Below are 21457 nucleotides of genomic sequence, written 5' to 3'. Positions count from 1 at the left end.
CGCGAAGCGCCGTCCGAGCGCCCCGCGGCAGGGCGCGAACGGTGCGGTCGCCGCGGCGGGCTACCCTCGGCACCTGACGGGGTACCCCGCTCTCAGGGGCGAAGATCAGGGTCCTATCAGGGCTGAACGGAGCGGCACGGTGCCGAACAAAGCGACGACGACGCACACGACCCGCAACGGGGGGCCGCGCGGCGGCGGCCGGCCGCGCCGCGTGGGGATCATGGGCGGCACGTTCGACCCCATCCACCACGGGCACCTGGTCGCGGCCAGCGAGGTGGCGCACTTCTTCCACCTCGACGAGGTGGTGTTCGTGCCCACCGGCAACCCGTGGCAGAAGGATCCCGCGCACGTGGCGCCCGCTGAGGACCGCTACCTGATGACGGTCATCGCGACGGCGGAGAACCCGCAGTTCGGCGTGAGCCGCGCCGAGGTCGACCGCGAGGGCCCCACCTACACCATCGACACCCTGCGGGAGATGCGCCAGGTCTACGGGCCTGATGTCGACCTGTTCTTCATCACCGGGGCCGACGCGCTGGGCGCTATCCTGAGCTGGCGCAACGTGGACGAGTTCTTCGATCTCGCGCATTTCGTCGGCTGCACCCGCCCCGGCCACCGGCTCGCCGATCCCGGACTTCCCGAGGGCAAGGTCAGCCTGGTCGAGGTCCCCGCGTTGTCCATATCCTCGACCGAGTGCCGGGAGCGGGTCCGCAAGGGCGAGCCCATCTGGTACCTGGTGCCCGACGGCATCGTCCGCTACATCAACAAGACGGGGCTCTACCTCGATGACGCGATGGCAGGCCGCGCCCACCGGGCGGCCGCATCCGGCACGGGCGGCGTCCCCCAGGAGGAGTCCACTACATCGTGACAGCCACGGACAGGGCCGTCGAGCTGGCGACCATCGCCGCTGCGGCGGCCGCCGAGAAGCTCGCGCAGGAGATCATCGTCTACGACGTCAGCGACCAACTCGTCATCACCGACGCGTTCGTCCTGTGCTCGGCGCCGAACGACCGCCAGGTGCGCTCCATCGTCGAGGAGGTCGAGGACCGGCTGCGCGACGCCGGCGCCAAGCCCGTGCGCCGCGAGGGCGAGCGCGACGGCCGCTGGGTGCTGCTCGACTACGTCGAACTCGTCGTGCACATCCAGCACGAGGAGGAGCGCGGTTACTACGGCCTGGAGCGGCTGTGGAAGGACTGCCCCGAGATCCCCCTGCCGGAGGACGCCCGCGGCGCCCGCCGCACGGCGGCCGACCAGTAACCGGGTTGCGACGGCTGGTTCTGTGAGAGGGGACCCTCGATGACCGAGACGCGCCGCGTCATCCTGCTCCGGCACGGTCAGACCGACTGGAACGCCGACAAGCGGTTCCAGGGCCACAGTGACATCCCCCTCAACGAGGCGGGACTCCGGCAGGCCCGGCACGCCGCGGGGCTGCTGGTCAGCCTGCGGCCCGATGCGATCGTCGCCTCGGACCTCAAACGGGCCGCGGCCACGGCCTATGAGCTGGCCGAGCGCACGGGCCTGCCTGTGGAGTTCGACAAGGGCCTGCGCGAGCGCAGCGGGGGTTCGTGGGAGGGCCTGACCCGCTCCGAGATCCGCGAGCGCTGGCCTGAGGAGTTCATCACCATGGACATCCCCGACGGCGAGGACATGGCGCTGGTCGGCAACCGTGTCAACGACGCGATCGAACGCGGGCTCGGGCGGGTCCCGGAGCACGGCGTCCTCGTCGCGGTCAGCCACGGCGCCGCGCTGCGCGCGGGGATCAACCGCATGCTGGGATTTCCCCCCGAGAAGCGCGAGGCGCTCGGCCCGCTGGGCAACTGCTCGTGGTCCATGCTGGGGCCCGCGCGCTCCGGAGCGTGGCGGCTGCTGGAGCACAACGCGGCGAGCCTGCCCGACGAGAGCGCCCTCGGCGACGACCGCTGAGCCGGGCCGCTGCGCCGATTCCGCTTCGACGTATGCGCTGAACTCCGCTATTGTTCTGGGAGTCGGCGGGGTCGTCCCCCGGTCCGGCTCCCACTCGGGGCTATGGCGCAGTTGGTAGCGCGCCTCCATGGCATGGAGGAGGTCTGGGGTTCGAATCCCCATAGCTCCACAAGGCACTACTTCGGCGGTGCACAACGCCGCGGCCATCGGTTCGCGGCGATCAGCGGTGGCCCCGGCGGCCATCCGGTACGATGGACCCGTCCCACGGGGCTATGGCGCAGTTGGTAGCGCGCCTCCATGGCATGGAGGAGGTCTGGGGTTCGAATCCCCATAGCTCCACTCGACTCAGGGCGGCCCTGCAAGCAGGGTCGCCCTTGTTGTTGCCCAAGGGCCTGTCGCCCACGGGGGCGGCCGCCCGTCCGCCACCATTACGGCGGGTTCCTTGTGCCGGGCGGTGCGTGCACGTGCGGGACGCGTCACAATGGTGGGGGTCCGCCGCGCGGACGCCCCCATCGTCGGCCCAGTTCACGTCGGTGCCCTGACCGGTACCGGCCGAACGTCGCACCCAACCGTTGCCGAATGGGGACTTCTGGGTTGGACGCGGCGGGCGGTAGATTCATGTGCGAACCCTCGAAACGCCGAGTACCGATTCGTATCGAGAAGCCCCTTTACCCCCAAAGGCGGTGAGCGAGTTGATCCGGAGCAGGGCCGAGCGCTCCCCGCTGAAGCGCCGTTTCACCACGACGGCGGGCGCGCTGCTGGCCGCGCTCGTGTTCACCGCTGCCCCCGAGGCGAGCGCCGAACTCCACTCCCCGGCCCCCTACGCCCCCGGCTCCGCGGGTGAGCACGTCGCCGCCGCGCGCATCGCCTCCGACGAATGGTGCCTCGGCAAGGGGCCCGTCGGCGCCGTCAACACCGACCGCGACGAAGGCGACGCGACGGCCGAATGGTCCACCGGCCACGGCGCCGACCGCTGGGGCGACACCCGCGCGCCGAGCAGCGCCAGGAGCGCCGTGCGGCTGACCGAAGACCGCCTCCGCGCCTCCTCCAGCGTCGAGGACGTCACGTACCGGGGGAGCTGCGCCGAGGACGAGTCCCGCGCCGAGGAGGAGTCGGCGGCGCCGTCGGGCGAGCCGGGCGCCGAGCGCCCGCTGGAACTGAGCGTCGAGGTCGACGCCGTGCAGGTCGACCGCGTCGCCACCGCCGCCACCTGGGACTCCATCGAAGGGGCCGACGCCACCATCGACGTCGACGGCCTCCAGATCTTCGGCCAGGACGTCCGCTTCAACGACGACGGCCGGTGGAAGGAGACCTTCCCCACCGGCAACGGCGAGATCACCGCCACCGCCGAGAAGCGCACCCGCGTCCTGACCGGTTCCGCGGAGAACGCGCCCACAACGGCCAGCGCCAAACTCGCGCTGAGCTTCGACATCAGCAACGACGACGGCACCTCCTCCCGGTACCGGCTCGACCTCGCCGCCACCAGCGTGCACAGCGAGCACGAGGTGCGGGCCGCCGACGACGACCGCGACCCCCCGTCCGGCGACACACCGAGCAGCAGCAGCGGCGAGCGGCCGCGCGGCGGCGGCGCCGACCGCACCCCCGGCTCCCAGCGCGGGAGCTCCGACGACGACCGCCCGTCCGCCTCGCAGTCCGAATCGCCCACCCGCCCGGGCGCGCCCAGCGGCACCGCGTCCCCGTCCGGGCCCGACACCGGCACCGGTACCGGCTCCTCGCCGCAAGCGCCCGACTCCTCCGCCGACGGCGGCGGCTCCGGCGGCGCCCTGCCCATCACCGGCGGCGCCGTGGCCGGCCTGGTCGGGGCGGCCCTGCTCTCGGTGTTCGGCGGCTCCGCAGCCGTGTACCTCGCCCGGCCCCGCCGCTCCGCGCTCGACGGCGACGACTGACCCGCCCCCTGGTGTCGTCGGCGCGAACCGGGTAGTGGGCCCCCGACGGCCGCACCGTCGCGGCCGCGACCGGCGAGAAGAGCACCTGAGCAGGGGGAGCACCATGTCGCTGACCATCGGCGGGGGACCGCTCGCACGCAACGCCCCGAAGACCGTGAACTACACGTTCGACTCCCCGGCCCACGCGCTGTTCCTGCACCCGTTCACCCGCAGGGTGCGCGCCGAGGTGGGCGGGCAGGCCGTGTTCGACACCGGGCGCGGCATGCTGCTGCACGAGACCTCGCTGCTCCCCGCCCTCTACGTCCCGTTCGAGGACCTCGACGCCTCCCTGCTGGCCGAGAGCGAGCACACCACCCACTGCCCGTACAAGGGCGACGCGGCGTACTGGCACCTGAGCGTGGGCGGGCACACCGTGGAGAACGCCGTGTGGGCGTACCCGCAGCCCAACGAGGACGCGTCGTGGCTGCGCGGGCTGGCGTCCGTCTACTGGGACGCCGCCGACGCCTGGTACGACGAGCAGGAACAGGTGTACGGCCACCTGCGCGACCCCTTCCACCGGGTCGACGCGCGGCAGGCGCGGCGCGTGGTGCGGGTGTCGTGGCAGGGCGAGACCATCGCGGTGACCGACCACCCCAAGGTGCTCTCGGAGACCGGCCTGCCCGACCGCTACTACCTGGCGCCCGAGACCGTGCGCCGCGACCTCCTGGTGCCGAGCCGCACCACCGCCTACTGCCCCTACAAGGGCCGCGCGAGCTACTGGAGCCTGCGCGTGGGCGACGCCGAACTCGCCGACGCGGCGTTCTCCTACACCCAGCCGCTCAAGGACGGCCGCGACGTCCGCGAGCACCTGAGCTTCCTGCACAGCGAGCTGACCGTCGAGGTGGAGTAGCGGTCACTCCTACCCGCCGGCCGCCGGCGGCACGCGGCGGTCGAGCCGCGCGATGCGGGCCGCGGCGGTCTCGGGGTCGAGCATGCCGCGCTCCGCGCGGTCGCGCAGGCGCCACCGCAGCAGCGGTCCCAGCGGCTGGTCCGGCCACAGCCGGTTGGCGGAGTGCAGCGCGGCGGGCGGGCGGTGCGCGAGCCGGGTCTCCGCGGACTCGGCGGCGGCGGGGTCGACCGGTCCGTTGGCCGAGCCGAGGATCTGCCGTGCGCGGCCCCGGTCGGTCTTTGCCGCGTGGCGCTTCTTCAGGGGCTTGCGGCGCCGCGACGCCTTGGCGTTCGCGTAGTAGGCGTCGCGCGTGTCCTTCGCGTAGCTCAGCCGCTTCTTCTCCTGCGGGGTGCGGCGCATCGCGCCCCCTTTCCGTGGTTCGGACCCGGCCGCCGGACACCGACGCTAACCACCACGGGCGCCGCGGCGCCACCGCTTTTCCCGCGCGGGCCGCCGCCCAGCTGGAGGGCTGACCGGTGCCGCACCCGGTCGGGCGGGGGCTGTGGACGGGCGGATCCGCCCGTCGGTCGGGCGCGGTACTGTCCTTGACGTGGCAGAGCTTCCCGACGTAGCGACCCTTCTCGACGCCGCCGTGCGCGCGGTCGGCGGTTCCCGGCGCGAGGGCCAGGTGGCAATGGCCGACGCCGTCGCGGCGGCCGTCGACACCGACGAACACCTCGTGGTGCAGGCCGGTACCGGCACCGGGAAGTCCCTCGCCTACCTGGTCCCCGCGCTGCGCCACGCCATCGCCGAGGACACCACGGTGGTGGTGTCGACCGCCACCATCGCCCTCCAGCGCCAGCTCATCGACCGCGACCTGCCTCGGCTCGCCCCCGCGCTCGCGCCGCTGCTGGGCCGCGAGCCCACCTTCGCCATCCTCAAGGGGCGCCGCAACTACCTGTGCAAGCAGCGGCTGCACGCCGCCGGTTCCGAGCCCGACGAAGCCGAGCTGTTCGACCCCCGCGCGGTGTCGTCGCTGGGCCGCCAGGTGCAGCGGCTGCACGAGTGGGCCGAGGAGACCGATTCCGGCGACCGCGACCAGCTCGTCCCCGGGGTCAGCGACCTCGCGTGGCGGCAGGTGTCGGTCGCGGCGAACGAGTGCGTCGGCGCCACGGTCTGCGCGTTCGGCCACGAGTGCTTCGCCGAGCAGGCGCGCGAGGACGCCGGCGACGTCGACGTCGTCGTCACCAACCACGCACTGCTCGCCATCGACGCCATGCAGGGGTACCACATCCTGCCCGAGCACCGGGTGCTGCTCGTCGACGAGGCGCACGACCTCGTCGACCGGGTCACCTCGGTCGCGACCGGTGTCCTCAGCGAACGCGCCGTCTCCATCGCAGCCAAGCGCGCGGCCCGGCTGGTCGAGGCGGGGCTCACCGAGCGGCTGGGCGAGGCGGGCGACGGCCTCGCCCTGATGTTCACCGATTCCGAGCCGGGCCGCCTCGACCACATTCCCGATCCGCTCGCCGGTGCCGTCGCGGCCGTGCGCGACGCCGCGCGCGCCTGTGTCGGCGCGGTCGGCCCCGCCGACACCGCCGATCCCGAGGGCGCAACGGTGCGCCGCCTGGCGCTGGCGGCGCTGAACGAGGTCCACGACGCCGCGGTGCGGGTGCTGGAGTCCTACGAGCCGCCGCTGCGCGACCGCACCGATGTCGTGTGGCTGGCCAAGAGCCCCAAGCAGCCGCCGAGCCTGCACGTCGCACCTCTGGCGGTCGGCGGCCTGCTGCGCGAGAAACTGTTCGGCGACCGCACCACCGTCCTCACCTCGGCGACCCTCGCCCTGGGCGGCTCGTTCAGCGCGCTGGCCGTGCAGTGGGGCCTGGGCCGCGAGACCACCGGCGAGCCCGCCGCGCCGCGTACCGGGCGCGCAAAGCGCACCGCGCCGGAGCCCGCGGCGGCCGAGCCCGCGGCGGCAGAGGGCGCCGCCGGGGCGGACGAGGCGGCGCCGGCCGCCGACCTCACCGCGGCGGGGGAGCCCCGCTGGAAGGGGCTCGACGTCGGCTCGCCGTTCGACCACGGGCGCAGCGGCATCCTCTACGTCGCCAAGCACCTGCCCCCTCCGGGGCGCGACGGCCTCGACCCCCGCTACCTCGATGAGATCGCCGAGCTCATCGACGCCGCGGGCGGCCGGGCCCTGGGCCTGTTCTCGTCCATGCGGGCCGCCGCGCAGGCGGCCGAGGAGCTCCGCGAGCGCGTCGAGCCGCCCATCCTGTGCCAGGGCGACGACTCCACCGGCCAGCTCGTCCGCCGCTTCGCCGAGGACGACCCCACCTGCCTGTTCGGCACCCTGTCGCTGTGGCAGGGGGTCGACGTCCCGGGCCCGGCGCTGCAACTGGTCATCGTCGACCGCATCCCGTTCCCGCGCCCCGACGACCCCCTCGCCTCGGCGCGCCAGCGCGCGGTGGGCGCCGGCGGCGGCAACGGCTTCATGGCGGTCGCGGCCACCCACGCGGCCCTGCTGCTCGCGCAGGGCACCGGCCGGCTGCTGCGCTCCATGGACGACCGCGGGGTGGTGGCCGTGCTCGACCCCCGCTTGGCGACCGCGCGCTACGGCGGGTTCCTGCGGGCCTCGCTGCCGCCGTACTGGGCCACGGCCGATCCGGAGGTGGCGCGTGCCGCGCTGCGCCGTCTCGACGCCGCGGCCGCTGCGCCCATGGCGTCGGCGGGGTGAACTGCGCTCAGCGCGGGGTGCGGTACCCGAACAGCCGCACGGCGTAGCCGGGGGAGTCGTCGTCGGAGGGCTGGATGTACCAGCGGTCGTCGTGGTCGCCGATGGCGAGCTCGTTCCACATCAGGTCGATGAGCTTGAGCCGGGCGACGACCGATGAGCTGGGGTCGAGCACGATGGCGTAGGCGCTGTCGGTGAGGCGCTGCGTGACCATGCCCACCGGCTGGCCGTTCCAGATGGCGGGTACCGGAGCGTGACCGATGTCGACCCCGCAGAGCTTGAGCTGCTCGATCTCCTCGTCGAGCGCTTCGGTGGCGAGGGCGTCATCGAGCCGGAGGGCGTCTTCGAGTTCGTCGCGGTCGGTGTCGGCGCGCAGGTAGGCGTGGTGCGTGCGGTGCCCGCACGGGCGGCACATGCGCCAGACCACGCACCGCGCCAGGCCGTAGGCCGACTGCGCCTCGCCGACGCCGCGGTACTCGCTGACTCTGCGGGTGGCACCGCACGCGCAGCACAAGGCGGTCAACTCCTGCTTCATTCTCACCGTCCCCCTCCCAGGCGAGTATGCGATGGGAACCCCTCCGGAGGGAACCGGTTCGGTGCAGGAGTTCTCACAAAGTGTCGTCATCAAAGCACCAAGGTGCGCGCATGATCGACCTCGCCGCGGTCGGCCGCCGGTAAACCCGGGCGATGGAGTGACATGCGTTGCGTCACGCACCGTCACCGGCCGGCTCGGGGTCTCCGGCGGCACGCGCGCCCGGGCCCGCCGGGGGCGCGGCGCCGGGCTCCGCGGTGTCCGGCGACGACGGCTCCGGCGGGTCCTCCGGTGGCGCGTCGTCCGCCGGCGCCTCGGCTTCGGGGCTCACCAGCGGGTGCTCGGTCACCTCGTAGCGGCGGATGTAGCTGCTCGCGAACGCCTGCATGCTGGCGCCGGCGGGCAGCGCGAGCAGCGCCCCGGGCGGCCCCAGGATCGCGGCGCCCGCGATGACCGAGCCGAACGCGACGGCGGGGTGCATGTCGAGGGTGAGTGCCGTGATGCGCGGTTGCAGCAGGTAGTTCTCGAACTGCTGGTAGACCGTGATGAACAGCAGGATCCACAGCGTCGGCCAAGGGCCCTGGAGCAGCGCCACCAGCACCGGCAGGGCGCCGCCGATGTAGGTGCCCACGGTGGGGATGAACTGCGACAGCACCCCGATCCACAGCGCCAGGGCGAACGCGTAGTCGATGTCGAGCAGGATGAGCACCACGTAGTGCGCCGCCGTGCACGCCGTTGCCAGCAGCGCGCGCGAGTAGATGAACCCGCCGGTCTTGCGGATGGCGATCTCCCAGGCGCGCAGCACCTCGGCCTGGGTGCGCGGCGGCAGCACCGAGCAGATGGTCCGCCGGAAGCGCGGGCCGTCGGCGCACAGGTAGAACGTGAACAGTGCGATGGTCAAGCCGTTGAACAGGCCGATGAGCAGGGTGGTCCCGGCGCCCCACACGTTCTCCAGGACGCTGTTGGCGTAGCTCTGGATCAGTCCGCTCGCGCTGGAGACCTCGGTGAGCAGCCCTGTCGGCGAGATCCGGGTGCGGAAGGTGCTGTTGATCCAGTTCAGGACGGCGCCGGTCATCTCGGGCAGTTCGCCGACCAGCGCGAGTACCTGGCCGACCAGCATCGACCCCAGGATGGAGAAGAACGCCAGTGTGGCGGCGGTGCCGCCGAGCATCAGCGCCGCCGTTGCGGGGCCGCGCGGCACGCCGTGCTGGTGCAGCCAGTTGACGGCCGGCTCAAGGGCCAGGGCGAGGAAGAGCGAGACCAGGATCAGCACCAGCAGGCCCTGGAGCTGCACGAACAGCCACCAGCCCGCGACGAGCGCCGCGACGGCGCACAGGACCAGGGCGACGGCCTTGGGCAGCCAGGGGGGCATGGACTCGCGGACGGCGCCGCTCGTGGCGGCGGTGTCGGCCGCGGCGCGTTTCGGTGCGGGGGTGGTCATGCGGTCGGCTGCTGCTCCCAGGTCGTGCCGCGGCCGCTACTCGTCGAGGGAGAGCCCGCGCTTGTTGCGCGCGGTCCAGTCGCGCATGCGTTGCGGGTAGCCGACGATCTGGACGTCGTACGCCGGCGCGGCGAGGTCGCGGGCGACCTTCCGCATGACTTCGGGGGAGCCCACCCGCCGCCGGATCCACTCGCCGTCGGTGGCGACGGCGACCGCTGTGGTGCCGGTGGCGAAGGTCTCGGGTTCGACGTAGAACTCCACGCCGACGCGGCTTTTCGTGAACGCGATGAGCGCCTTGACGTCGGAGTCGTCGGCAGGGCGGTCGAAGCGGCTCTTGCGGTTGCGCTTCGCCTTGCGGAGGCCGAACCGGTCTCGCCATCCCATAGTCGCGGTGTGCTCCAAATCGATATGCCGCGGTGCGGCCGCGGGGTGCGCCGCGAAGGGCGCCTGTCCGATTGGCCGGGTGGCACCCGAGTCTATAGGCACCCGCTATCGGCCATTTTCGGATTTCCCCACCGCGCCTGTGACCACGCTGCTACTGTCAGTGAGTTCGCTGGGATGGGGAGGCGCGATGACGCTCTGGACGTGGGTCGACGATGCGGCCGCAACGCTGCGCGCGGAAGGGCATCCGCTGCTCGCGGAGTCGGTCGCGCGCCTGCCCCGCGCGGCGGCGGAAGGCGACCTCGCACGCATCCGCGCCGACCTGCCCGCCGCGCTGAGCGCCGCGGCGGGCGTCCGGGACCACCCGTGGATCGAGGGGTACCTGCGGCACTGGCCGGGCGCCGCCCGGGTCGGCGCCCAGATGGAGGGCGCCACGGCGCTCGCCGGCGCGCAGGCGCGCCTGCGCGCCGCACACGGAAACGGGTCCTCCTCCGGGTGCGCGCCGGCGGCCTGCGCCGCGGAGAACGTCCTGGCCTGCTACGCCAACATCGACGGGCCGGGCACCGTCGTCGAGCGCGCCTCGGTGCTCGCCGAGGCGGCCGGGCACTGCACGCCCGGCGAGCCCCGGTTCGAGGCGCTGGCGGTGGCACGCGCCGACCTGCTCATCGACGACGAGCGCCCCGACGAGGCCATCCGGCACCTCGACGCCGAAGCGCAGCGGGTCCGCGCGACGGGCGCCGACGTCGGCCTGTACTACGGCTTCGGCTACGTGCGCGCGCTGCGGGCCCAGGACCGCCATACCGACGCGCTCCACGCGCTGGAGCACCTGGAGGGCAACGGGGTGGCCGGCTGGGCGCAGGGCGTACCGCGCGCCGACGCCCACCGCCGCATCCGGTTCGAGCGGGCGCGGCTGCTCGCCTGGTCGGCGCGGGCCGGGCTGCGCACAGCGAAGGAGGCGGTGGCGGCGCTCCCCGACGTGCGGGAGGCCGAGTCCGCGCCGTTCCTCCGCCCGGCCTGGGCCGAGGCGGTCGAGCACCTCATCGCGAAGGGCGCGGTGCGCAACGACTGGCGGGTCGGGGTGACGTTCACCGGGTGGGCGCGCCACCTGGAGCAGGTCGGCGCGCACCGGCCGTGCCTGGACCTGTCGCTGACGGCGGCCCGGCTCGCCGCGCAGCGCGGCGCGCACTGGGTCGCCGCCGGCGCGGCCGAGCGCGCCGAGCGCATGCTCGCCCAGGTGCGGCGCGGCGAGGACCCCCGCGCCGACCTCGCCGAGGTCCGGGCCGACATGGCGGCGATGCCGCCCGTCGTGCTGCCCGGCCCCGCCGCGGAACTGCTCGACGTGCTGAGCGCGGAGCCGCCCGAGGAGGTCGACCCCGAGCGCCACGCCGACCTGATCCGCGCGGGCCTCGCCGAGCGCCCCGACGACACCGGACTACTGGCGGCGCTCGGCCGGACCAGCCGGGTCCTGCACCTCGGCGACGCCGCCGCCGTCCCGCAGTGGGACATGGTGCGCCGCGCCCCGGGCGACCGGTCGGCCGCGCTCGCGCTGCTCGACACCCTGCTGCACGACAACGACCAGGCGGGGGTCCGCACCCTGGTCCGCACCCTCACCGGCGCCCCGAAACAGCAGAGCCAGCCGGCCTAGCGCCGCCCCGCGCCGGAAAGCGTGGGCGCCGCCTGGGCGCTGGCCCCGCGGGGTCAGGGGGTGGGGGTGTCGCGGCGGAGTTCGCCGACCTCGGCGCGCAGGGCGCGCAGCTCGGCGAGGATCGCGTCGTGCCGGTCGGGGGCCTCGCGCTCGTCGCCGTCGTCCTCCAGCGCCTCGACCGCCACGGCGATGAACAGGTTCAGCGCGATGAACGTCGAGGCGAGGATGTAGCAGACGAAGAACAGCCACGCCATGGGGTGGTGCGCCATGACGGTCTTGGCTATGGCGCCCCAGCTGTCGCCCGTCATCATCTGGAACAGGGTGAACAGCGACGTCAGCAGGTCGCCGAAGTACTCGGGCGCGGTGTGCTGGAACAGGGTGGTCGCCATGACCGCCGAGACGTACAGCAGCAGCGACACCAGCAGCGCGATCGACGCCATGCCCGGCAGCGCCCGAAGCAGCCCCGACACCACGTGGCGCAGGGTGGGGATCACCGACAGCAGCCGCAGCACCCGCAGGACGCGCAGCACCCGCAGCACCGCGAACGGGCCCGAGGCCGGAAGCAGCGCGATGACGACGATGGCGAGGTCGAACCAGTTCCACGGGTCGCGGAAGAAGGCGAGGCGGTAGGCGAAGACCCGCAGGACGAGTTCCAGCACGAACACGCCGAGGATGAGGGTGTCGGCGCGGTGCAGGGCACCGCCGTAGGAGTCGAGGATCCGGGGGGAGGTCTCGGCGCCCAGCATCGCGGCGTTCACCAGGATGAGGCCGATGATGGCCGTCTGGAACCAGGGGGCGTCGACGAATGCCCGGACACGTTCCTGCGCGGTCAAGAGGGGCTCCGGTCCGTGTTCGCGTGCATCGGCGGACAATGAGCCTACTGGTGGCGGGTGTCGGGATTCTGCCGTCGCCGCTGCCGGGGGAGGGAGCGGCCCGGCTGCTGCCGGGGGTGTGCCAGGGGCCGCGCGGCGGGCGCATCAGGGGCGCCCGGAGACGCCCGCGGCACCCGTCCTATGGCCGCCCGCTCACTCCGCCGGGCGGGCGCCGGGCCGGGCCGCCGCGCCGCTGTCGGCCAGCAGCCGGCCGGCCGGGTAGCCCAGCGCGGCAGGGGGCAGCGCCGCGGGCCGGCCGCTCGCCAGGACGGTGAGGGTGCCGGTGGCCGCCGCAGCGGGATCGGGCGACGCGCCCAGACGGCGCAGGGTCTGGGCCGTGACCGCTTCGGCGGCGCTGAACAGGGCGGGCTCGCCCAGAGCCGCGGAGATGCGCTCGGCGACGAGGTCGTAGTGGGTGCAGCCGATGACGACGCTCCGCACGCCCGCGGGGGTGAGCTCGGCGGCGCGTGCGACGGCGGCGCCGATGACGGCGGGGTCGGCCGCCTCGACCGCGTCGGCGAGCCCGTAGCAGGCCACGGGTGTCACATCGACGCCCGCGGCGAAGCGCAGGATGAGGTCGCGCTGGTACGGGCTGCCCGTGGTGGCGGGGGTGGCCCAGATGGCGATGGGGCCGCCGTGGTCGGCGGCGGGCTTCACCGCGGGTACGGTCCCGATGACGGGGATGCCGGGCTCGAACTCGGCGCGCAGCACCTCCAAGGCGTGCACCGACGCGGTGTTGCAGGCGACCACGATGGCGTCGGGACGGGTGGCCGCGGCCGCCGTGGCCCCCGCCAGCGCGCGGGCGCGGATCTCGGCGGCGCTGCGCGGGCCCCACGGCATGTGGTCGGGGTCCATGGCGCAGACGAGGTCGGCGTCGGGGCGGGCCGTTCGCAGGGCCGCGGCAGTGGAGAGCAGGCCGTACCCGGAGTCGATGAGAGCGATGCGCACAGCCGCCAACACTATCCGGCGGCCGTTCCGGACGCGGCGGCGCCGGGCGGCAGCGGGCGGTTCCCGGCGGCGGCTCGACGCGCCGGGGGCGGATCCCCCCGCTCGTATTACCGGCGCGTAGGACTAGGGTGTCCAAGGACCGTGGTACTCGCGCTCACGGCCCGGCTTGGAACGGCGCGACCGTTTCGTGAACTGACGCTGCGTAAATGAGGCGGGTGGCTTATGAGCCGTATGTCCCACCGGCGGGATCTTTCCGAGCACGTGGCCGCGGTCCAGCGGATACGCTCCGAGTTCGCCCGGTTGCCCGACGGAGCGCCGGTCCGGTTGGCGAAGCCCACCAGCAACCTCTTCCGCTTCCGCGAACCCAGCGCCGCACCGAAGCTCGACGCGAGCGCGTTCGCGTCGGTGCTGTGGGTCGACCCGGAGGAGCGCGTCGCCGAGGTCGGCGGCATGTGCACCTACGAGGACCTCGTCGCCGCGACCCTGGAACACGGCCTGATGCCGCTGGTCGTCCCGCAGTTGCGGACCATCACCATCGGCGGGGCCGTCACCGGCCTCGGTATCGAGTCGTCCTCCTTCCGCAACGGGTTGCCGCACGAGTCGGTCCAGGAGATCGAGATCCTCACCGGCAACGGCGACGTGGTCACCGCGCGGCGCGACAACGAGCACGCGGAGCTGTTCCGCGGCTTCCCCAACTCCTACGGGACGCTGGGCTACAGCCTGCGCCTGCGCATCGAGCTCGAACCGGTGAAACCGTTCGTCCACCTGCGCCACCTGCGCTTCTCCGACGCCGCCGCGGCCATGGACGCGTTCGCGCGCATCTGCGACGCTGCCGAGCACGACGGCGAGCGCGTCGACTTCATCGACGGGGTGGCGTTCGGACCCGACGAGCTGTACCTCAGCCTGGCGTCGTTCACCGACTCCGCGCCGCGCACCAGCGACTACACCGGCGCCGACATCTACTACCAGTCCATTCCGCGGCTGGCGGCGCAGAACCGCGGCGACCACCTCACGGTGCAGGACTACCTGTGGCGGTGGGACACCGACTGGTTCTGGTGCTCGCGCGCGTTCGGGCTCGGCAACCCGGCGGTGCGCCGGATGTGGCCGCGCTCGTTGAAGCGCTCCGACGTCTACCGGAAACTGGTGGCGCTGGACCGCCGCACCGACTTCACCCGGCTGCTCGCCTACTACCGGGGACGGCCGCAGTCGGAGCCGCTGATCCAGGACATCGAGGTGCCGGTGGACCGCGGCGCCGAGTTCCTCGACTTCTTCCACGCCGAGGTCGGCATGACCCCGGTGTGGATGTGCCCGCTGCGGCTGCGGGACAAGCCGGCACCCGGCGGCGACGGCCACGCGTGGCCGCTGTACCCCATGGCCCAGGACGAGCTGTTCGTCAACTTCGGCTTCTGGGGGATGGTGCCGATGCGCCCGGGCCAGCGGGGACCGCTCCACAACAGGCTGGTCGAGGACGAGGTGCTGCGGCTCGGCGGGCACAAGTCGCTGTACTCCGACTCGTTCTACAGCGAAGACCGGTTCTGGCGGCTCTACAACGGCGACGCGTACCGCGCGCTGAAGCGCGACTACGACCCGGGGAGCCGACTGCTCGATCTGTACGCCAAGTGCGTACGCAACAGGTAAGACGCCGACCCGATGCGGGAGGGCCGACGTTCGGCGAGGAAGGGAAGCTAGCGATGCGAGTGGCGGAGATCTTCGAGCGGGTGGCCGGACCGAACGCACCCGTGCGGTTCCGCGCCTATGACGGCAGTGTGTCCGGCGATCCGAACAGCGAGATCGCTGTCGTCGTCCGGACACCGGTGGCATTGAACTACCTGGCGCAGGCGCCCGGGGCGCTCGGGATCACCCGCGCCTACGTCGCGGGGCACATCGACCTCGAAGGCGACATGTACACCGCGATGAAGCGCATGTCCGAACTCGCGCTGGTGCGCGGCCACGGCCCGTCGTGGCCGGAGCTCGCCCGGCTCGGGCTGAGCCTCGGCTGGGTGAAGTTCCTGAACCGGGTGCCGCCGCCCCCGGAGGAGGTGCAACCCACCCGGCTCGGCGTGCTCGGGCGGCGGCACTCCAAGAGCCGCGACGCCGCGGCCATCCACCACCACTACGACGTGTCCAACGACTTCTACGCGATGGTGCTGGGCCCGTCCATGACCTACACGTGCGCCGTGTTCCCCGAGGAGGGGGCGAGCCTTGAGCAGGCCCAGGCGCACAAGTACGACCTGGTCTCCCGCAAGCTGGGGCTGGCCGAGGGCCAGCGGCTGCTCGACGTCGGCTGCGGCTGGGGCGGCATGGTCGTGCACGCGGCCCGCGAGTACGGGGTGCGGGCGGTCGGCGTCACGCTGTCGAAGGAGCAGGCCGAGTTCGGCCAGAAGTGGATCGCGAAGGAGGGGTTGGGCGACCTCGCCGAGGTGCGGCACATGGACTACCGCGACGTGCCCGACGGCTCCTTCGACCGGATCAGCTCCATCGGGCTGACCGAGCACGTCGGCCAGCAGAACGTGCCGTCCTACTTCGCCGAGCTGCACGCGAAGCTGAAGCCGGGCGGGCGGCTGCTCAACCACTGCATCACCCGGCCGCGCAACGACATGCCGGCCATGTTCGCCGACGGGGTCATCAACCGCTACGTCTTCCCCGACGGCGAGCTGGAGGGGCCGGGCTGGTTGCAGACGCGGATGAACGACGCGGGGTTCGAGATCCGGCACCAGGAGAACCTCCGCGAGCACTACGCGCTCACACTGCGCCGCTGGTGCGCCAACCTCGACGCCAACTGGGACACCGCCGTCGCGATGGTGGGCGAGGGCCGGGCCCGGGTGTGGCGGCTTTACATGGCCGGCTGCGTGCTGGGCTTCGAGCGCAACGTCGTCCAGCTGCACCAGATCCTCGGGGTGAAGCTCGACGGCGCCGACGCCCGCATGCCGCTGCGCCCCGCGTTCGAGCCCGAGCCGCGCTGAGCCGCTGCGGGCGCCCGCTTCGGGGACTCCGGTCCCCGGAGCGGGCATCATGGGGTGCATGTCTGGGACTGACGACTCCGCGCCGAACGACCCCGCCCCGAACGACCCCGTTGAGGACGACCGGTTGAAGCACCTTGCCATCGCGCTGGTCGCCGCCTACGTGCACAAGGACCGCGACGCCGTTGCCGAAGCCGTCGACGGCATCGGGGCCGACGGTGCGGCGGTCACCTCCGAGCTGAAGGTGTTCGCCGGGTTCCTGACCCGGCGGGTGCAGGAGACCGGGGTGGTGTGGAAGCCGGCCGACTCCAGGGACGCCGTTGCGGGGGCAGTCGCCGACCTGCTCGAACCCGAGGTGGAGTTCGCCGTTGTCACCGCGTGGGAGGCGTTCGCCGTCGGTGAGACCGAGGCGGCCGAGCGCTTCACCCGGGGCGACCCGCTGATCTTCATGCACATGCTCGCGGCGTTCTGCGCCGCGATCGGCCAGGCCGTCTACGGGCCGCAGGAGCTGCTCTCGACACTGCGCATCGCCGCGGGGATCGCCGACTGAACACCGGCCGTGGCTTGACACCAACCGCGTTCATGTAAAGCATGGATGCGGCGCACGGTCACGCCACGAGGCGATGCGGCGCCCCCGAGAAAGGCGCCCGATGCCGGAGCCCGCCCGCCCCGCCGCCCTCGCCGACATCGACCTCTCCGACCTCCGCTTCTGGTCCGGGCCGCCGGGCGAGCGCCACGAGGCGTTCGCCCGGCTGCGCGCCCACCCGCCCGTGTACTTCGCCGAACCCGACCTCGCGCCCATTCCCCGCGGCCCCGGCTACCACGCCCTGGTCCGCCACTCCGACGTCGTGGCGGCGAGCCGGCTGCCGTCGGTGTTCGCCTCCGAGCCGAGTGCCATCTCCATCCCCGACATGCCGCGGGAGTTCAACGAGTTCTTCGGCTCGATGATCAACCTCGACGACCCGCGCCACGCCCGCGTGCGCCGGGTCGTCTCGCGCGGGTTCACCCCGCGCATGCTCGCCAAGATCGACGGCGACATCGCCCGCATCGCCGCGCGCATCGCGGCCGAACTGCCCGCCAAAGGGGACTGCGACTTCGTCGCCGAGGTCGCGGCGCCGCTGCCGCTGGCGGTCATCTGCGACATGATGGGCATCCCCGAGAGCCGCCGCGCGATGGTGCGCGAGAACACCGCGATCGTGCTGGCGGGCGCCGACGCCGAGTTCCTCGGCGGCGACGGCGACGCGGCCGCGCACCGGCTGCTCACCGCCGGCGGCGAACTCGCCGGCCTGCTCGGCGAGCTCGCCGCCGAACGCCGCCGCACACCGGTCGACGACCTCACCTCGGCCCTCGTCAACGCCGACATCGACGGCGAGGCGCTGAGCGACCAGGAGATCGGCTCGTTCTTCATCCTGCTCGCCGTCGCCGGCAGCGAGACCACCCGCAACGCCATCAGCCACGGCCTGGCGCTCCTCACCGACCACCCCGACCAGCGGGCGCTGTGGTGGGCGGACTTCGAGGCGCACGCCGCAACGGCGGTCGAGGAGATCGTCCGCCACGCGTCGCCCGTGACCTGGATGCGGCGCACCCTCACCCGCGACCACGAGCTGAACGGGCACCACTACGCGGCCGGGGACAAGGCCCTGCTGTTCTACGCCTCGGCAAACCGTGACGAGGCGGTCTTCACCGACCCCGACCGCTTCGACGTCACGCGCAGCCCGAACCCCCACGTGGGCTTCGGCGGCCCGGGCCCGCACTACTGCCTCGGCGCCCACCTCGCCCGGCGCGAGATCACCGCCATGTTCCGCGAGCTGCACCGCAGCGCCCCTGGCATCCGCGCCACCGGCGAACCGCGGCGGCTCGTGTCGGACTTCCTGAACGGGATCAAGACGCTGCCCTGCGCCGCCTGAATGCGACCAACTCGTTGCCCCGCATGTCCTAGGCCGCGCCGCCGCGGCCCCGATACGGTGATGCCGAATGAGGACGGGCACGGGTCAACCCACACCGCACTGTGGTTTACTTCACGCCACCGGGGTTTTTGCGTAGGTTTCTTACACGCCCGGGGGGCGGTGAACTGACGGGAGATTGTGATGGGCCAAAAGCGCACCCTGTCCATTGTCGCGATCGGCGCGAGCCTCGCGCTCGCACTGACCGCGTGCAGTGGGGGCGGCGGCGACTCCGGCGGCGACGGCGACACCCTCAAGGTCTGGATCATGGAGGGCACCAACCCCGACGCCGACGCCTACTTCAAGGAGGTCGGCACCGCCTTCAAGAAGAAGACCGGCGCCGAGGTCGACGTCGAGATCGTGCCGTGGGCCGACGCCCACCAGAAGTTCCAGACCGCCATCGCCGGGAACACGATGCCCGACGTCGCCGAGGTCGGCACCACCTGGACACCCGAGTTCGCGGAGGCCGGCGCGCTCGCCGACCTCACGAGCAAGGCCGGCGACACCAGCGCCTACGTCGAGGGCCTGGCCCAGGCCGGGACCATCGACGGCAAGCTGTACGGCATCCCCTGGTACGCGGGCGTGCGCTCGGTGCTCTACCGGACCGACGTGTTCGAGAAGCACGACATCGAGGTGCCCAAGGACTGGAAGGAGCTCCGCGCCGCGGCGAAGAAGCTCGCCGCCGAGGAGAAGGACATGACCGCCTTCCCCGTCGCCGGCGACGCCTCCTACTTCCTGCTGCCCTTCGTGTGGGGCGCCGGCGGCGAGATCGCGACCGAGCAGGACGGCAAGTTCAAGGGCGCCCTCGACAGCCCCGAGGCGCGCGAAGGCGTCACCTTCTTCACCGACCTCGCGCTCAAGGACAAGGTCTCCAGCACCGGGGCGAGCACCTGGATGGAGAACGACGTCCAGGACAACTTCATCGACGGCAAGGTCGCCATGACCCTGTCGGGGAGCTGGACCCCCAAGGCCATCACCGAGGCGGAGCCCGACCTCGAGGACAAGATCGCGGCGTTCCCCATCCCCGGCAAGGACGGCGGGCTCGCGCCGTCGTTCCTCGGCGGTTCGCACCTCTCCGCGTTCAACGGCGACAACGAGGACCTGTCCTGGGAGTACATCCAGATGGTCACCAACGACAAGTACGCGAAGCGCTGGTCGGAGGAGACCACCTACTTCCCGGGTAAGAAGGCCCAGCTCGAACCGTACGTGCAGTCCGAAGACAAGCTCGTGCAGCCCTTCGCCCGGCAGATGGCCGAGGCAGGGAAGGGCCTGCCGGTCACCGCCGACTTCGGCAAGATCGAAGGCAAGCGGATGATCCAGACCATGATGCAGTCGATCCTCAAGGGCGACGCCTCCGTCGAGGAGGCCACCACGAAGACGACCAAGGACATGGACGAAGCCTTCGGAGGATCCTGACCACGTGAGCGATCCCGTCCTCGCCCGGCCGGCCCCTGCGGCCGGCCGGGCCTCATCACGCCCCCGCATGTCCCGGGCGAGCCGCGCGCGCATGGCACCGTGGGCGCTGCTCGCGCCGGCCCTCGCCGTCATCGCGGTGCTGCTCTTCTACCCGCTCGGCCGGGTCGTCTGGCTGTCGTTCCGCCACTACGACCTGCGCAGCCTCGTCTCGGGCGAATCGGAGTTCGTCGGGTTCGACAACTTCGCCGCGCTGCTCGGCGACAGCTACCTGTGGACCATCGTGCTGCCGAACACCGTGGTGTTCGCCGTCGCCGCCGTCGGCGGCACGGTCGTCTTCGGCACCCTGGTCGCGCTGCTGCTCCAGAGCCTGCGCCCGCTGTGGCGCACCATCGTCATCAGCTGCGTGATGGTGGCGTGGGCCATGCCCGCCGTCACCGGCACCTACGTGTGGCGGTGGATCTTCGACGTCGACCGCGGCATCGTCCGCGAGACCCTCCAGGCCGTGGGGATGCTCGGCCCCGACGGCTTCAACTGGTTCACCGAGCGGCTGACGTTCTACGCCATCGTGGTCCTCAACATCGTCCACCACGGCTTCCCGTTCGTGGCCGTGACCGTGCTCGCCGGGCTGCTCACCGTCCCCCGCGAGCTGCACGAGGCGGCCCGCATCGACGGCGCCAACGGCTGGCAGCGGTTCTGGAACGTGTCGTTCCCGACCCTCCTGCCGATCTTCGCCGTGGTCACCATCCTCTCCACCATCTGGGACTTCAAGGTGTTCGCCCAGGTCTATCTGATGCCGGGAGGGGCGGGCACCAACGAGGAGATCTTCAACTTCGGCGTGTGGGCCTACGTCGAGTCATTCACCACCGGCAACTACGGCACGGGCGCCGCCATCGCGGTGCTGCTCACCCTCATGCTGCTCGCCATCACCGTCGCCTACCTGAAGGCGCTGTTCCGGGAGGACGATCCGCGATGAGCCAGGTTGCCGACCGGGCCCCCGCCGTGCGCGCGCCCGCGCGGCGGCGCCCCTCACGGCGCCCCGCCGCCGCGGCCGCCAAGGGCGCCGCCGTCGCGGGTGTCCTCTTCTTCACGCTGTTCCCCGCCTACTTCATGCTCACCAGCGCCGTGTCAGGGAAGGTCGGCTCGGGCTTCGAGGCGCTGATCCCCACCGCGCCGACCCTCGCCAACTTCACCGAGGTCCTCACCCGCGGCAACTTCCTCACCTACCTCGGCAACTCGCTCCTGGTCGCGCTCATCACCGTGCTCGGGTCCAGCCTGCTGGCGCTGTTCGCCGCCGTCGCCGTGGCGCGCTTCCGGTTCCGGTTCCGCACCACGGTGCTGATCATGATCCTGGTCATCCAGATGGTCCCGCTGGAGGCGCTGGTCATCCCGCTGTTCCTGCAAGCGCGCGAACTCCAGCTGCTGAACTCGCTGCTCGGCCTCTCGCTGGTGTACATCGCGCTCTCGCTGCCGTTCGCGGTGTGGATGCTGCGCGGCTTCGTCGCGGCGGTCCCCGCGGAGGTCGAGGAGGCCGCCTACCTCGACGGCGCCTCGTGGGGGCGGATGTTCTGGTCGGTGCTGCTGCCGCTGGTCGCCCCCGGCCTCGTCGCCACGAGCATCTTCTCCTTCATCACCGCGTGGAACGAGTTCATCCTCGCGCTGACCTTCTTCAACGACACCGACAAGTACACCGTCGCGGTCGGCCTGCGCGCATTCTTCGGGCAGAACACCACGGACTGGGGGCTGGTCATGGCCGGGTCGACCATCATCACCCTGCCCGTCATGGTCTTCTTCCTGTTCGTGCAGCGCGGGCTGGCGTCCGGCCTGGTCGCGGGCGCGGTGAAGGGATGACCCCGCCCGCGGGCGCCGCGGCGGCACCGGACCGGCGAAAGGCGGCGC

The 21457-nt window shown here is 72.5% G+C and carries 20 protein-coding genes and 2 tRNA genes; 16 read left to right on the top strand and 6 right to left on the bottom strand.

All coding sequences use genetic code 11. From position 1 onward, the window contains the following. Window positions 1–139 precede the first annotated feature (139 nt). The 7 genes from nadD to CLV63_RS01080 all read left to right on the top strand — a co-directional run bounded on the left by nadD (window position 140) and on the right by CLV63_RS01080 (window position 4716). Window positions 140–865 (top strand): nicotinate-nucleotide adenylyltransferase, encoded by a 726-nt coding sequence (gene nadD / locus CLV63_RS01110; RefSeq protein ID WP_394339725.1) that lies wholly within the window; start codon window positions 140–142, stop codon window positions 863–865. After that, window positions 862–1254, top strand: a complete 393-nt coding sequence (rsfS, locus tag CLV63_RS01105; protein WP_106580936.1) for a ribosome silencing factor — start codon at window positions 862–864, stop codon at window positions 1252–1254. The genes nadD and rsfS overlap by 4 nt, the downstream gene beginning before the upstream one ends. A 39-nt stretch (window positions 1255–1293) precedes the next feature. Further along, window positions 1294–1920 carry a histidine phosphatase family protein gene (locus CLV63_RS01100; protein ID WP_106580935.1) on the top strand — a complete coding sequence of 209 codons (627 nt, stop codon included), beginning with the start codon at window positions 1294–1296 and terminating at the stop codon, window positions 1918–1920. A 96-nt stretch (window positions 1921–2016) separates the two neighbouring features. Beyond that, window positions 2017–2089 (top strand) — tRNA-Ala (locus CLV63_RS01095). Window positions 2090–2186: 97 nt separating this feature from the next. Further along, window positions 2187–2259: transfer RNA gene (locus tag CLV63_RS01090), tRNA-Ala, on the top strand. Between the two features lie 344 nt (window positions 2260–2603). Further along, the gene (locus CLV63_RS01085; protein ID WP_106580934.1) at window positions 2604–3827 is read left to right on the top strand and encodes a hypothetical protein; all 1224 of its coding nucleotides are present in this window, start codon (window positions 2604–2606) and stop codon (window positions 3825–3827) included. Between the two features lie 103 nt (window positions 3828–3930). Next, entirely contained in the window at window positions 3931–4716 is a 786-nt protein-coding gene (locus tag CLV63_RS01080; protein ID WP_106580933.1) for a DUF427 domain-containing protein, read from the top strand. Window positions 4717–4725: 9 nt separating this feature from the next. On the opposite strand, the gene CLV63_RS01075 is transcribed toward CLV63_RS01080, so the two are convergent. After that, a complete protein-coding gene (locus tag CLV63_RS01075) occupies window positions 4726–5115 on the bottom strand; it encodes a hypothetical protein (protein ID WP_106580932.1) in 390 nt (129 codons plus the stop codon). Window positions 5116–5305: 190 nt separating this feature from the next. On the opposite strand from CLV63_RS01075, the gene CLV63_RS01070 reads away from it, so the two are divergent. Next, entirely contained in the window at window positions 5306–7426 is a 2121-nt protein-coding gene (locus CLV63_RS01070) for an ATP-dependent DNA helicase (protein WP_106580931.1), read from the top strand. A gap of 7 nt (window positions 7427–7433) precedes the next feature. On the opposite strand, the gene CLV63_RS01065 is transcribed toward CLV63_RS01070, so the two are convergent. From CLV63_RS01065 to CLV63_RS01055, 3 genes are all read right to left on the bottom strand, one after another. Beyond that, a complete protein-coding gene (locus CLV63_RS01065) occupies window positions 7434–7958 on the bottom strand; it encodes a DUF6315 family protein (protein WP_106580930.1) in 525 nt (174 codons plus the stop codon). A gap of 172 nt (window positions 7959–8130) precedes the next feature. Then, complete coding sequence (locus CLV63_RS01060; RefSeq protein ID WP_106581240.1) at window positions 8131–9327, bottom strand: AI-2E family transporter; 1197 nt, start codon at window positions 9325–9327, stop codon at window positions 8131–8133. Window positions 9328–9432: 105 nt separating this feature from the next. Further along, a complete protein-coding gene (locus tag CLV63_RS01055; protein ID WP_106580929.1) occupies window positions 9433–9780 on the bottom strand; it encodes a hypothetical protein in 348 nt (115 codons plus the stop codon). Window positions 9781–9967: 187 nt separating this feature from the next. Here CLV63_RS01055 and CLV63_RS01050 point away from each other — a divergent pair, with 187 nt between their 5' ends. Continuing rightward, entirely contained in the window at window positions 9968–11422 is a 1455-nt protein-coding gene (locus CLV63_RS01050) for a hypothetical protein (protein WP_106580928.1), read from the top strand. A 53-nt stretch (window positions 11423–11475) separates the two neighbouring features. On the opposite strand, the gene CLV63_RS01045 is transcribed toward CLV63_RS01050, so the two are convergent. Both CLV63_RS01045 and CLV63_RS01040 read right to left on the bottom strand, forming a co-directional pair. Then, window positions 11476–12255, bottom strand: coding sequence for an ion transporter (locus CLV63_RS01045; RefSeq protein WP_106580927.1), 780 nt, complete (start codon window positions 12253–12255; stop codon window positions 11476–11478). A 192-nt stretch (window positions 12256–12447) separates the two neighbouring features. Beyond that, on the bottom strand, window positions 12448–13242 hold the full coding sequence (locus CLV63_RS01040) for a glutamate racemase (RefSeq protein WP_106580926.1): 795 nt from the start codon (window positions 13240–13242) through the stop codon (window positions 12448–12450). Between the two features lie 222 nt (window positions 13243–13464). On the opposite strand from CLV63_RS01040, the gene CLV63_RS01035 reads away from it, so the two are divergent. The 7 genes from CLV63_RS01035 to CLV63_RS01005 all read left to right on the top strand — a co-directional run bounded on the left by CLV63_RS01035 (window position 13465) and on the right by CLV63_RS01005 (window position 21409). Further along, window positions 13465–14880 carry an FAD-binding oxidoreductase gene (locus CLV63_RS01035; protein WP_106580925.1) on the top strand — a complete coding sequence of 472 codons (1416 nt, stop codon included), beginning with the start codon at window positions 13465–13467 and terminating at the stop codon, window positions 14878–14880. 53 nt (window positions 14881–14933) lie between these two features. Continuing rightward, window positions 14934–16205 (top strand): class I SAM-dependent methyltransferase, encoded by a 1272-nt coding sequence (locus tag CLV63_RS01030; protein ID WP_106580924.1) that lies wholly within the window; start codon window positions 14934–14936, stop codon window positions 16203–16205. A 58-nt stretch (window positions 16206–16263) separates the two neighbouring features. Beyond that, window positions 16264–16752: a hypothetical protein gene (locus CLV63_RS01025; protein WP_106581239.1), complete on the top strand. Its 489-nt coding sequence runs from the start codon at window positions 16264–16266 to the stop codon at window positions 16750–16752. A 100-nt stretch (window positions 16753–16852) separates the two neighbouring features. Then, window positions 16853–18109 (top strand): cytochrome P450, encoded by a 1257-nt coding sequence (locus CLV63_RS01020; protein ID WP_106580923.1) that lies wholly within the window; start codon window positions 16853–16855, stop codon window positions 18107–18109. A 180-nt stretch (window positions 18110–18289) separates the two neighbouring features. After that, window positions 18290–19561, top strand: a complete 1272-nt coding sequence (locus CLV63_RS01015) for a sugar ABC transporter substrate-binding protein (protein WP_106580922.1) — start codon at window positions 18290–18292, stop codon at window positions 19559–19561. A gap of 67 nt (window positions 19562–19628) precedes the next feature. Then, window positions 19629–20534, top strand: a complete 906-nt coding sequence (locus tag CLV63_RS01010; RefSeq protein WP_106581238.1) for a carbohydrate ABC transporter permease — start codon at window positions 19629–19631, stop codon at window positions 20532–20534. Next, window positions 20531–21409 (top strand): carbohydrate ABC transporter permease, encoded by an 879-nt coding sequence (locus CLV63_RS01005; protein ID WP_106580921.1) that lies wholly within the window; start codon window positions 20531–20533, stop codon window positions 21407–21409. The genes CLV63_RS01010 and CLV63_RS01005 overlap by 4 nt, the downstream gene beginning before the upstream one ends. Window positions 21410–21457 lie beyond the last annotated feature (48 nt).

Origin of the sequence: Murinocardiopsis flavida (assembly GCF_003014485.1) — a bacterium.
Taxonomy (GTDB): Bacteria; Actinomycetota; Actinomycetes; order Streptosporangiales; family Streptosporangiaceae; genus Murinocardiopsis; species Murinocardiopsis flavida.
This window is presented reverse-complemented; position numbering and strand designations above follow the sequence as displayed.